This is a genomic window from Nocardioides sp. T5 (assembly GCF_048161455.1).
Classification (GTDB): Bacteria; Actinomycetota; Actinomycetes; order Propionibacteriales; family Nocardioidaceae; genus Nocardioides.
This window is the reverse complement of the sequence record NZ_CP182415.1, coordinates 578,358-590,345: the sequence shown is the minus strand read 5'-3', so window position 1 is coordinate 590,345 and position 11,988 is coordinate 578,358. Positions and strand designations below refer to the sequence as shown.

Genomic DNA, 11,988 nt, shown 5'->3' with positions numbered 1-11,988 from the left:
GCCTCTGACGCACCGCAGCACCACGGTCCGCGCGCTGGTCCACTCCCTGACTCAGGGAAGGGCCAGCGCGCGGATCTTTTCGTCCAGCTCGCGGCGGTTGTCCCGGCGCACCCGCGCCTCGACGACCTCGATGCCGCCGTTGGGCATCGCGAGCGCCTGCTCGAGCTCGGGCAGGCTGCCGGCCTGCAGGTGCGGCACCCGTGCAGCAGCGCAGAGGCTCGCCAGGTCGGCCCCGTGCGGGGTGCCGAAGAGGGTGTCGAAGCGGTCGGCGTGCTCGGGGGCTCCCTGCTCGAGGGTCGCGAAGATCGACCCGCCGTCGTCGTTGACCACGACGATCGTCAGGTCCGGCCGCTCCTCGCGCGGGCCGAGGAGGAGACCGGTCGTGTCGTGCAGGAACGTCACGTCGCCCATCAGCGCCAGCGCGCGTGAGGACCGCGGTCGACCGAGCGCTGCGCCGACCGCCGAGCTGACGGTCCCGTCGATGCCGGCCAGGCCGCGGTTGGCGATGACCTTGCGTCGGCCACCGACCTCGTAGCGGGCGACCATCAGGTCGAGGTCGCGGATCGGGTTCGAGGCACCCACGAACAGCAGGCCACCCGGCGGCAGCGCGCGGCTGACGGCCCCGGCCACCTCGTACGGCGTGAGGTCGGGCTCCTCGGCGAGGAGGCGGTCGAGCTGCTGCGACACCGACCGGTCGGCCTGCTGCCAGGCGTCGGCCCACGACGTGTCGGTCGCGTCCTCGACCAGCAGGTGGTCCGCCTCGTGGTCGACCGGGAAGGGGCGGCGCGTCCACATGCCGCGGTGCCGCGCCGAGACCACCTCGACGTCGGCCCGCCCGAGCAGGCGCGAGACCGGGCGCGACAGGGTCGGGTGACCCAGCACCAGGACCCGCTCGACCTGCTCCCCGAGCTCGCCGTCGAGCAGGAGCCGGTAGGTGCGGATCGCGCTGGCACCGGTGCGGCAGCCGCTCGACGGCTCCGCGAGCAGCGGCCAGGCAGCCCTCTGCGCGATGAGGCGGGCGATGGGCCCGGCGTCGTCGCCGGCGACCACCACGGTGCGGGGGCCCGCCTCGACCATCAGGCTGGTCTGCACCGGGCCGAGGTCGTCGTCGACCCACTCGGGGGCACTGTCGGCGGGCGTCCATGCGTCGTCGGGGAGCAGCGGGTCGTCGAGCTGGACGTTGAGGTGGACCGGCCGGCGGTGGCGGTGCTGCCGCAGGAAGCCGAGGAGCTCCTCGAGGTCGGCTGCCGCCACGTCGAGGGTCGCCGCGAACGCACCGAAGATGCCGGCCTGGTCGGTGGTCTGGTTGGCGCCGGTGCCGCGCAGCCGGGCCGGACGGTCAGCGGTGACGACCACCAGCGGCACCCCGGCGTGGGCCGCCTCCATCACGGCGGGCAGCAGGTGGGCGACGGCCGTCCCGGAGGTGCACACGACGGCGGCCGGGTCGCCTCCGACCTTGGCCAGGCCCAGGGCGAGGAAGCCGACCGTGCGCTCGTCGATCCGGGTGTGCAGGCGCAGGCCACCGGCCCGGGCGGCGTCGTGCAGCGCGAAGGACAGCGGCGCGTTGCGCGAACCGGGAGCCAGGACCACCTCACCGACGCGTGCACCGCGCAGCGCCGTCACGACCGTGCGAGCCAGCTGCGTCGAGGCGTTCACGAGGACCGATCCTGCCCTACGTCGCTGAGCCGGGCGCGCCAGTGGGCCACCCGGTCGTCGGCGGCCGCGAGCCGCGCCAGGGCGTCCTCGTCGACCACCGGCCGCCCCACCCGCAGCATCCCGTCGACCGGCAGGAGCGGGTCGGCCGCGACGTCGTCGGTGAGCATCTGGACCGTGGCCAGCCCGCAGGCGTGGTGCAGCTCCGGCAGGGCCGCCGCGAGGGCGACGCCTGCCGCGATGCCGACGCTCGACTCGATGGCGCTGGAGACCACGACGGGCATCCCGATGTCCTCGGCGATCCGCAGGCACGCCCGGACACCGCCGAGCGGCTGGACCTTGAGCACCGCGATGTCAGCCGCCTCGAGGTCGCGCACCCGGTAGGGGTCCTCGGCCCGGCGGATCGACTCGTCGGCGGCGATCGGCACGGCCACGCGTCGGCGTACGACAGCGAGGTCCTCGACGGCCGCCACCGGCTGCTCGACGTACTCCAGCCCGCCGGCGGCGCGGTCGATCGCGGCGATCGCGCGGACCGCCTCGTCGACGTCCCACGCACCGTTGGCGTCCACGCGCACCAGGCCGTCGGGCCCGAGGGCGTCGCGCACCGCCTCGACGCGCGCCACGTCGTCGGCCAGCGTCTGGCCGCGCTCGGCGACCTTGACCTTGGCCGTGCGGCAGCCGCCGGCCCTGACGATGGCGTGCGCCCGCTCGGGGTCGGTGGCCGGGACGGTGACGTTGACGGGTACGACGTCGCGCAGCGGCTCCGGCCAGCCCACGTCGGCCGCCTCGTGCGCGCAGGCGAGCCACGGGCGCGCGGTCGCGTCGTCGTACTCGAGGAAGGGCGACCACTCCCCCCACCCGGCGTCGCCGCGCAGGAGCACCCCCTCGCGCTCGGTGATGCCGCGGAACCTCGTACGCAGCGGGATGGAGAAGACGTGCAGGTCGGCCGTCACAGCGCGGCCCGGATGGCCTGCCGGTCGACCTTGCCGTTGGGCAGCAGCGGCAGGCTGTCGACCCAGCGGAACTCGCGCGGCGCCCACGACCGGGGGTGCTCGAGGCTGACCCAGTCACGCAGCTCGCCCTCGCGGACGTTGCCGACCACGACGGCGACGACCCGCTGTCCCCACTCGGGGTCGGGGACGCCGAGGACCTCGGCGTCCTCGACAAGCAGGTGCTGGCGCAGGCGCTGGGCGACGGCGGTCACCGGGACCTTCACGCCGCCGCTGACGACGACGTCGTCGATGCGCCCGATGACCTGCAGGCGCCCGTCCTCGTCGAGGCGTCCGGCGTCGGAGGTGAGGAACCAGCCGTCGACGACGGACTCGGCGGTCAGCTCGGGGTCGTCGGAGTAGTGGCTGAACAAGGTGGGTCCGGCGATCCGGATGCGCCCCTCGGCGCCGATCGTCACGCCGACGCCGTCGAGGGGCAGGCCGTCGTAGACGCACCCACCGGAGGTCTCGGAGGAGCCGTAGGTCGCGACGACGCGGACGCCGAGCTCCTCGGCCCGCCGGCGCACCTCCGGGTCCAGCCCGCCGCCGCCGACCAGCACGGCCCGGCAGCGCGCGAGGGCGGCGACCTGCTCGGGGTCGCCCACGATGCGGTGCAGCTGGGTGGGCACGAGCGAGGCGAACGTCGGGATGTCGGCGTGGTCAGCGGCCATCGCGCGCCCGACGTCGAGGCCGTCGACGACGACGGGCTCGTGCCCGGCGACCAGGGAGCGCACGATGACCTGCACCCCCGCGACGTACGACGACGGGAGGGCGAGGAGCCACCGGCCGGAGCCGCCGAGGCGGCGCGCGGACGCCTCGACGCTGGCGAGCACGGCGCGGCGCGGGATGACGACGCCCTTGGGCCTGCCCGTGGAGCCGGAGGTCTCGATCAGGAGCGGCGGAGCGGCATCGGCCTCCAGCCACCGCGACAGCTGCCGGATGGCGACGGAGGGTTCGTCCGAGGGGCGCAGGAAGCTCACCCGACGAACGCTAGTGGCTCTGCCCGGCTCGCGGCCTCCGCTCCGCGGCGCACGTCGTAGTGTCGCGGCCATGACCGCGTACTGGATCACCACCTACAAGGCCGTCCACGACCCCGACAAGGTGGCGGCCTACGCCACCCTCGCCGGTCCCGCGCTGACCGCGGCGGGCGGGCGGTTCCTGGTGCGGGGCGTGCCGGAGGTGACCTTCGAGAAGGGCGAGCCCACCCGCACGATCGTGCTCGAGTTCCCGTCGGTCGAGGCGGCGGTCGCCGCGCACGACACCGAGGCCTACCAGGAGGCGCTCCGCGCCCTCGACGGCGGCGCGGACCGCGACATGCGCGTGGTGCCGGGCGCGTAGCCGCCGCCGAGCGCCGCTTCGATCCCCGTCGGGGGCGTGGCATCGTGGAGGGATGGACGCCTTCCGGCTCGTCATGACCGTCGTCGTGATGGTGGGGGTCGTCGTCGCCATCCTGCTCTTCGAGCGACGCCGGGCGGAGCGCATCAGGCGTGACACCGCGCGGATGGCGCAGGGCCGCGCCGACGGCGGGACCGACGCCGACAGCCGCGAGCCGTGACCGCGCGTCCCCTCGACGCGCGCCTCAGGTGGCGACGGCCTCGCGGACCCGGTCGAGCATCGCCTGCTCGCCGGCGCTGACCTGCTCCGCGCCGAAGCCCATGAAGCCGCCCTCCTTGGCGGCCTCGGCCGCCGCCTGGGCACTCGCGAGCAACCACGCGCCGTACGCCGTCGCCTCCTCGGCCGTCGCGGTGCCGGCCACGACCGCCACCACCTCGCGCAGCTCGGCGACCACCTCGTCCCCGACCGCCGGCCCCGTGGGCTTGTACCCCTTCAGCGGGTGACGGCGCTCCTGCACCATGGCCTGGACGTCGAGCGCCACGTCGGACAGGAGCTCCTCGCGGCTCGGCGGGCTGGTGGCCGACCTCATCGAGGCCATCGTCTCCTTCGCGGCCTCGATGGGGCCGCCCGGATCGGCCAGGGAGATCGCCAGCCCGGCCACGAACGGCGCCCGCACGATCCGGGCCCATTCCTCCTCGGAGAAGTCACTCTTCGTCGTCACGCCATCGTCCCTTCCGCGCGGTGGCCGCACCCCGTCCGAGCCCGGCACGTCGCCAGTCTCCGCTGCGGCAGGAGCGCCGACATCCCACGCCACGGGGGAGGTCGGACCCCGAGCGGGCCCTTCGTGGCACCTAGGTGGCCGTGACCACGCGAACTCCGTGCGGGAGGAGCGAGCCGTCCCCGATCGCGTCGTCGAGCCACGCTCCCACCACGCCCGCCAGCTCCACGGGGTGGCTGAAGTTCACTGCGTGCGCGGCCCCGTCGACCACGGCGACCGTCAGGTCCTCAGGAGCGAGCCGGGCCACCTCGCGGATGCGGTCGGGTGACGGCAGGAGGGGATCGCGGGTCCCGAGGACGGCGAGGGTCGGGACGGGTGTGTGCAGCAGCCGCTCCAGGGACGGGAAGCGGGTCAGCTCGGCGAAGAGGCGCAGTCCGTTCAGCGGCCCGAAGCGGACGTAGTCGGGGAGCGCGACGGGGAACATCCTCGTGCTCTCCCGGAAGACGTCCCTCGCGAGCTGCCCGACGGCACGGCCCAGGGGCTGGTTGTGCTCCCCTCCGGCCGGCGAGACCAGGACGAGCCGGTCGACCCGTTCGGGTGCCCGGTGGGCGACCTCCAGGCCGATGGCGCAGCCCATCGAGTTCCCGACCAGGACGGCCCTGTCGATGCCGAGGCCGTCCAGGAGCGCGATCGTGGTCCCGGCCAGTTCCGGGATGTCGAGCACCCGGTCCCGGCGTTCGCTGCGTCCGTAGCCCGGGAGGTCCGGCACCACGTTGACCCCACGAGCGGCCAGGGCGCGGGCGGTCGGCATCAGGTAGGCGCCGGAGATCGCGAAGCCGTGCAGGTGGACGAGGGGGACCCCGCCCTCCTCGGTGCTGCGCCGGTAGTGGACCGACGTCCCTCCGACCTGGAGCTGCTCGTCCACCCAGCCGTCGCCTGGTGCTCGGCGGGCCTTCATGGACCGAGGCTAGAGGCTCGGACCCGGTCGTGCCCTCGGCCGGCGCAGCAGCATCGCGATTTCTGGGGACACACCGCCGGCCGGCTTTCGGTAGCCTGCGAACGTCCCACGGAGAACGAGGAGGGTCGCCCATGGGGGTCGAGCCCACCGACGACTGGCGCCGCGGTGCTGCCGTGGACACGCCGCCCCCGACGTCACCGCCCACGTTCGAGCTTGCCCCGGACGACGTCTCGAGCATCCCGCTCTGGCCCGTCAACGAGATCGTCGACGGCGTCTTCTTCGTGATCGGCACCGTGCTCGTGATGTGGCTGGGCTGGATCGTGATCGCCGTCGGATTCGACGACGGCTGGTACGCCATCGGCGCGGTCTTCGTGTTCTGGGTGCTGCTGGCCTACGTCGGGCTGCCCCGCCTGCAGGAGGTGCTCTCGAAGGTCTACGTGCCCGACTACTTCATCGGGCGGACCCTGACCGACGTGGGTGTGCTCGGCGACCCGGTGAACCTGGCGGTGGACGGCAGCGAGGCCGACATCCACGCCGCCCTGCTGCGAGCCGGCTGGACCCGTGCCGACGAGCTCACCATCCGCTCCTCCTGGCGGATCGTGGTGTCGTCGGTGCTGCGCCGTCCCTACCCGGAGGCCCCGGTCTCGTCGCTGTTCCTCTTCGGCCGGCGGCAGGCCTTCGCCTACCAGCAGGAAGTCGACGGGAACCCGTCACAGCGCCACCACGTCCGGTTCTGGCCGGTCCCGGACGGCTGGAAGCTTCCCGGAGGATTCGAGGTGCAGTGGCTGGCGGCCGCGACGTACGACAAGGCGGTCGGCATCTCCCTGTTCACCCTCCAGGTGACGCACCGGGTCGACGCCGACATCGACATCGAGCGCGACTACGTCATCGACACCGTCCGCTACGCGGTCCCGGAGACCTCCCTGCGGATCATCAGGGACTACTCCAGCGCCTTCACCACCCGCAACGGCGGAGGCGACGTCGTACGCACCGACGGGAGCCTGCCGATCCTCGACCTCACCCGCCTCCGGGCGCCCGAGCCGGACCGGGTCGAACCCGAGACCGATGCGCTGTCGCGCGCGGTGTCGCACCGCGTGCCGCCGCCGAGCCTCCTGGCCGCCGCCGTGATGAGCCTGGCCAAGGCCACCGTCACCCTGGCGACCGTGCTCGTCGCCCTCCTCCAGGACGGCAGCGACGCGACCACCGCCTCGGGCCGCGAGATCGCCGTGATGGGTGGAAGTGCGCTGTGCCTCATCGGCCTGTGGGTCTTCATGCTCGCCCACCACGCGTGGGCCCGGACCGCCCTCATGGTGGTGTGCACCGCGGAGGCGGTGACCCAGCTGGTCGACCTCAGCACCGCCGCGGAGGTCCACTTCCTCGTCCTGACGAGCACCGCGATCTCCGTCCTCATCCTGATCGCGGTCAGCTCCGGCGGCGCCCGGCGCTGGGTGGGGCTCGGCCGGCGATCCTGAGCAGTCGACCCGCACGTGCGCAGCGGGTCGCCCGCCTCACCCGGCAGGGATGAGGCCTACCGACTGGACATCGGACAGCGTGTGGCGCACCTGCCCCCGAGACCCTCCGAGGAGCCAGCGGTGCGATCGAGCTCGATGACGCCTCGCACCCGCATCGCTGGTGTCCTGGTGGCAGCTCTCGGTCTGCTCGCTGCGTGCGGCGGGGATGCGGGGGACGGGGACGGGGACGGACCGTCGATCTCACCGACCCGGACCCCGACGGCGACCGAGCTTCCCAGCCCCACGCGCACACCCACCGCGACGCTGCCCTCCCCCACCCGCACGCCCACCCAAACACCCACCCAGACACCCACCCAGACACCCACCCAGACACCCACCCAGACGCCCACCAAGACGCCCACCCAGACGCCCACCCAGACCCCGACCGAGACGGCGACCCCGACGCCCACAGAGACGCCCACCGAGACGCCCGTCGAGACGGACGAGGAAGCATCCGAGGAGCAGCCGAGCGAGGACGACGGTGTCCCTGCCTGGGTGTGGTGGGTGGTGGCGGCTCTCGTCCTGGGCTTCGTCGTGGCCGTCCCCCTGGCCGTTCGCGCACGGCGCCGGGCGGCGTGGCATCGAGAGCTCGATCGCCAGGCGTCCGAGGTCGAGTGGTTCACACGCACCCTGCTCCCGCAGCTGCGCCGCGCCGGGTCCCACGAGGAGATGGCCGGCGGCTGGGCCGTGAGCCAGAACCGACTCACCGTCGCCGAGGACGAGCTCACGGTGCTGGAGTCCACGGCCCCGGACGAAGCCGGCCGGACCCGGGCGAGGTCGTTGCGAGACGCCTCGCGCCATGCGCGCTCACGTATGCAGCAGCTGGTCGCGCCGGGCCCCCACGACACGTGGGCACTCGACCTGGACACCCTCCTGATCGAGCTCGAGGGGATGGTGCGCCCGGGCCCTGACGGCCGTACGTGACCAACAGCACGAGCGCCTGAGCGGTGGGCGGGGCGAAAACCGCAGGACAGTGTCGGTGTGGCGAACGAGAATGACCGGCGATGCTCACCGCCCTGAAGAACTACGCCACGCCCCCGTCCCCCCTTGCCCGGAGGCTGTCGGTCCAGTCCCTGCTCTTCGCCTCCGGCGACGGCGCGTTCCTCGCGGGGTCGGCGGTGTTCTTCACCCTGGTCGTCGGGCTCTCCCTGGCCGAGGTGGGCATCGGTCTCACCATCGCCGCGGTGGCGAGCTTCATCGTCGCCGTGCCGATGGGCAAGCTGGTCGACCACTTCGGCCCCAAGCGGATGTGGACGCTGTCGGCTGCCCTGCAGGGCCTGTTGTTCCTCGCATGGCCCTTCATCGACAGCTTCCCCGAGTACGTCGCCCTGGCGGTCGCGATGGAGGTCGCCGGCACCCTGGGCGGCACGGCGCACGGGGCCTACGTCATCGACATCCTGCCGCCGGCCGAGCGGGTCGAGTCGCGCGCCTACCTCTACTCCGCGCTCAACGTCGGCTTCAGCATCGGCGCCTTCCTCGGCGGCGGCGCGATCGCCTTCGGCACCGACGTGCTCCGCTGGTCGCCGCTGGTGAGTGCCGTGCTGTTCCTGCTCAACAGCGCCGCGATCCCGCGCCTCCCTGACGCCTCCCACGACGTCCGCAGCTCCGAGCCACGGGTCAAGCCCGAGGGGATCCCCGCGATCCGCAACCGCAGCTGGATCGCGGTCACGTTCTTCACCGGCGTCATGTGGACCAACCAGGTGCTGCTGCACACCGTCATCCCGGTGTGGCTGGTGACCGAGACCGACGCGCCCAAGGTGCTGGTCGCGGTCCTCTTCGGCACCAACACGGTCATGTGCATCGTGCTCCCGCGGCTCGCCTCGCGCGGCATCCGCAACGTCGAGACCGCCCTGCGGGCCGTGCGCCTCTCGACCCTCTTCTTCGTCCTGACGTGCCTCGTCACCCTGGCCACGCACGAGACGACCGGCTGGATGACGATCGTGCTGTTCTTCCTCGGCCACGTCGTCCTCACCTGGGCCGAGCTGTTCCTGTCCGCCTCGGGCTGGACGCTCGAGGCCGAGCTGATGGACCCCCGTCGCCGCGGCGACTACCAGGGCGTCTCCGAGCTCGGCGGCACGCTCGGGCGGTTCTGGGCGCCGGCTGCCTACGGCTTCCTCGCGATGGAGTGGGGCGCCCTCGGCTGGCTCACCATCGCGGCGATCGTCGTCGTCGCCGCGGCCGGCCTGCACAAGTCCGCGCACGCCGGCCGACGCTTCCTCGAGCAGCACGTGCCCGCCGACGTCCTGGCCGACGCGCGAGCGAGCGAGCCGGAGCACGTGGACCTTGCGGTGTCCCAGGAGCCCTTGCCGATGGAGCCCGACGCCCCCCTGCCAGAATCCAGCGGTGACCTCCACCGCTGACTGGATCGCCGGCGCTCGCCCGCGCACCCTCCCCGCCGCGGTCGCGCCCGTGCTCGCCGGCACCGGCGTCGCGGCGTACGTCGACGAGGCGGTGTGGTGGAAGGCCCTGCTGGCCCTCGTCGTCAGCCTCGCGCTCCAGGTCGGCGTCAACTACGCCAACGACTACTCCGACGGCGTCCGCGGCACCGACGCCGACCGCGTCGGGCCCATGCGGCTCGTCGGCTCCGGGGCGGCGACGCCGAGCGCGGTGAAGGCCGCCGCGTTCGCCTCCTTCGGCGTCGCCGCAGTGGCCGGCCTCGTCCTCGCCGCCACCACGGCGTGGTGGCTGGTCGCGGTCGGCCTGGTGTGCGTCGTGGCCGCCTGGTTCTACACCGGCGGCGAGAAGCCCTACGGCTACCTCGGCCTCGGTGAGGTGATGGTGTTCGTGTTCTTCGGTCTCGTCGCGGTCGTCGGCACGACCTACGTGCAGACCGAGACCTGGGAGTGGCCCGCCCTCTACGCCGGCGTCGGCATCGGCGCCCTCGCCTGCGCGATCCTGGTCGCCAACAACCTGCGCGACATCCCGACCGACACCGTGTCGGGCAAGCGGACGCTCGCGGTGCGGCTCGGCGCCGAGCGGACCCGCTCCCTCTACGCCTTCCTCGTCCTGGTCGCCGCTGCCGCCGTCGTCGCCGTGGCCGTCGCCACCACCTGGTGGGCCCTCCTCGGCCTCGCGTTCCTGGCCCGCGCCCTGCCCCCCACCCGCGCCGTCCTCGGTGGCGCGACCGGCCCGGCCCTGATCCCCGTCCTGGCCGCCACCGGCGCCGCGGAGCTGCTCTGGTCGATCCTGGTCGCCGTCCCCCTGCTGGCGCTCGGCTGACGCGGATAACCGATGGCCCGCGTCCCGCGCGCTGACTAGCGTGGCCGGGTGGACTACGACTTCGCGATCCTCGACCTGTCCGACGACTCCGAGGAGGCCGTGGCCCGGCGCCGCGGCTGGGTGGGCGCGGTCCTGCGCGGCTTCCGCGACCCGCGGCCGGACGACGAGCTCGTCGACCGGTGGGTGGGGCACTACCGCCAGGACGGGGTGACGGTCCGCGGCGCGTGGCTGCCCGCCGGCGAGTTCGGCGCCGGACCGATGCCGGTGGCGACCTACGCCAGCCTCGACAAGACCCTCAACGCCGGCCGCGAGCTGCTCCCCCTGCGGATGGTCACCGACGTCACCACCAGCGCCGCACACCGGCGCCGCGGCCTGCTGCGCCGGATGATCGAGGACGACCTCGCCGACGCCGTCGCACGCGGCGTCCCGGTGGCGGCGCTGACCGCGTCCGAGGCCACGATCTACGGCCGCTGGGGGTTCGGGCCGGCGACGTTCCGCCACGGCGTGGACGTCAACACCTCCCCCGGCTTCGCGTTCCGCTCCTTCACCGACCCCGGCCGCGTCGAGCTCCTCGAGCCGGTCGAGGCCTGGCCGCACGTGAAGGCGGTCTTTGACGCCTTCCACGCCCGGCAGCGCGGCTCGGTCGAGTGGCCGACGCAGTACCAGGACATCCACACCGGCGCCTACGACTTCAACGGCACCGGCGCCCACCGCAAGATCCGGGTCGCGGTGCACCTCGGCGCGGACGGGCAGGTCGACGGCTTCGCCATCTTCCAGCACGGCGAGAAGGACGCCGTGCGCGTGGACGAGATGGCCGCCCTCACCCCGCAGGCGCAGCTCGGCCTGTGGTCGTTCCTCGCGGGGCTGGACCGGGTGACCACGGTCAGCTTCAACCTCTTCCATCCCGACGACCCGCTCATGTGGGCGCTGACCGACCTCAACCGCGTGAAGACCACCGAGCTCGAGGAGTTCCTCTGGCTCCGGGTCCTCGACGTCCCCCGCGCGCTCGCCGCCCGCCCGTGGGCCGCCGACGGGACGCTCGTGCTCGAGGTCGACGACCCGCTCGACCACGCGGCCGGGCGCTACGAGGTCGCCACGCGTGACGGCGTCGCCACGGTCGTCCGCACCGACGCCGCGGCCGACGTCCGGCTGACGAGCGAGACGCTGGGCTCGCTCTACCTCGGCGACGTACCCGTCATGCCGCTGCACCGTGCGGGCCGCGTCGACGGGGCGACCGAGGCCGTACGCCGCTTCGCAGCGATGGCCGACCTCAGCGAGCCGGCCTACAACCTCACGGGGTTCTGAGGCCGGGGTCGGTCCCGAGGGTCAGTCCTGGTCCTCGCGCGCCTTGCGCTCCTCGAAGGCCGCGGAGGCCCGCGACGCGCGTGCCTCGACGCGCCGGGCGAAGGCCTCGCGCTGGCGGTCGAGGATGAAGTAGGACGCGATGCCGGAGATCAGGAACGCCAGGATCACGGCCCAGAAGAGGTTGTAGCGGCCGTCGAAGGCGAGGGCCATCACGCCCACGACGACGCCGAACGACGCCAGGAACAGCAGGACCCGCATGACGGTGTAGACGACGAACTCCTTCACGCCTCAATGCTAGGC

Annotated in this window: 13 protein-coding genes; 7 read left to right on the top strand and 6 right to left on the bottom strand. The window is 73.5% G+C overall.

From position 1 onward, the window contains the following. Positions 1 to 51: 51 nt before the first annotated feature. From menD to ACNKF0_RS02845, 3 genes are read right to left on the bottom strand one after another with little or no spacing between them, the layout of a single operon-like run. Positions 52 to 1,656 (bottom strand): 2-succinyl-5-enolpyruvyl-6-hydroxy-3-cyclohexene-1-carboxylic-acid synthase, encoded by a 1,605-nt coding sequence (gene menD, locus ACNKF0_RS02855; protein ID WP_416955597.1) that lies wholly within the window; start codon positions 1,654 to 1,656, stop codon positions 52 to 54. Beyond that, positions 1,653 to 2,606 carry an o-succinylbenzoate synthase gene (locus ACNKF0_RS02850; RefSeq protein ID WP_299923168.1) on the bottom strand — a complete coding sequence of 318 codons (954 nt, stop codon included), beginning with the start codon at positions 2,604 to 2,606 and terminating at the stop codon, positions 1,653 to 1,655. Before ACNKF0_RS02850 ends, menD begins: the two co-directional genes overlap by 4 nt. Beyond that, positions 2,603 to 3,622 (bottom strand): AMP-binding protein, encoded by a 1,020-nt coding sequence (locus ACNKF0_RS02845; protein ID WP_416955594.1) that lies wholly within the window; start codon positions 3,620 to 3,622, stop codon positions 2,603 to 2,605. Before ACNKF0_RS02845 ends, ACNKF0_RS02850 begins: the two co-directional genes overlap by 4 nt. Positions 3,623 to 3,692: 70 nt before the next feature. On the opposite strand from ACNKF0_RS02845, the gene ACNKF0_RS02840 reads away from it, so the two are divergent. Then, positions 3,693 to 3,980, top strand: a complete 288-nt coding sequence (locus ACNKF0_RS02840; protein WP_416955592.1) for a DUF1330 domain-containing protein — start codon at positions 3,693 to 3,695, stop codon at positions 3,978 to 3,980. A gap of 52 nt (positions 3,981 to 4,032) precedes the next feature. Beyond that, the gene (locus ACNKF0_RS02835) at positions 4,033 to 4,197 is read left to right on the top strand and encodes a hypothetical protein (protein ID WP_416955590.1); all 165 of its coding nucleotides are present in this window, start codon (positions 4,033 to 4,035) and stop codon (positions 4,195 to 4,197) included. Positions 4,198 to 4,221: 24 nt separating this feature from the next. On the opposite strand, the gene ACNKF0_RS02830 is transcribed toward ACNKF0_RS02835, so the two are convergent. Further along, positions 4,222 to 4,698: a hypothetical protein gene (locus ACNKF0_RS02830; protein WP_416955588.1), complete on the bottom strand. Its 477-nt coding sequence runs from the start codon at positions 4,696 to 4,698 to the stop codon at positions 4,222 to 4,224. 130 nt (positions 4,699 to 4,828) lie between these two features. Continuing rightward, complete coding sequence (locus tag ACNKF0_RS02825; RefSeq protein WP_416955586.1) at positions 4,829 to 5,653, bottom strand: alpha/beta fold hydrolase; 825 nt, start codon at positions 5,651 to 5,653, stop codon at positions 4,829 to 4,831. Between the two features lie 131 nt (positions 5,654 to 5,784). Here ACNKF0_RS02825 and ACNKF0_RS02820 point away from each other — a divergent pair, with 131 nt between their 5' ends. The 5 genes from ACNKF0_RS02820 to ACNKF0_RS02800 all read left to right on the top strand — a co-directional run bounded on the left by ACNKF0_RS02820 (position 5,785) and on the right by ACNKF0_RS02800 (position 11,688). After that, positions 5,785 to 7,125 (top strand): LssY C-terminal domain-containing protein, encoded by a 1,341-nt coding sequence (locus ACNKF0_RS02820; protein WP_416955585.1) that lies wholly within the window; start codon positions 5,785 to 5,787, stop codon positions 7,123 to 7,125. A gap of 135 nt (positions 7,126 to 7,260) precedes the next feature. Then, positions 7,261 to 8,088, top strand: a complete 828-nt coding sequence (locus ACNKF0_RS02815) for a hypothetical protein (RefSeq protein WP_416955583.1) — start codon at positions 7,261 to 7,263, stop codon at positions 8,086 to 8,088. An 80-nt stretch (positions 8,089 to 8,168) separates the two neighbouring features. Then, on the top strand, positions 8,169 to 9,524 hold the full coding sequence (locus tag ACNKF0_RS02810) for an MFS transporter (RefSeq protein WP_416955581.1): 1,356 nt from the start codon (positions 8,169 to 8,171) through the stop codon (positions 9,522 to 9,524). Then, entirely contained in the window at positions 9,508 to 10,383 is an 876-nt protein-coding gene (locus ACNKF0_RS02805) for a 1,4-dihydroxy-2-naphthoate polyprenyltransferase (protein ID WP_416955579.1), read from the top strand. The genes ACNKF0_RS02810 and ACNKF0_RS02805 overlap by 17 nt, the downstream gene beginning before the upstream one ends. A gap of 48 nt (positions 10,384 to 10,431) precedes the next feature. Continuing rightward, positions 10,432 to 11,688 (top strand): GNAT family N-acetyltransferase, encoded by a 1,257-nt coding sequence (locus tag ACNKF0_RS02800; protein ID WP_416955577.1) that lies wholly within the window; start codon positions 10,432 to 10,434, stop codon positions 11,686 to 11,688. A gap of 21 nt (positions 11,689 to 11,709) precedes the next feature. Here ACNKF0_RS02800 and ACNKF0_RS02795 read toward each other — a convergent pair whose 3' ends face one another. Further along, a complete protein-coding gene (locus ACNKF0_RS02795; RefSeq protein ID WP_416955575.1) occupies positions 11,710 to 11,973 on the bottom strand; it encodes a DUF4229 domain-containing protein in 264 nt (87 codons plus the stop codon). Positions 11,974 to 11,988: the final 15 nt, after the last annotated feature.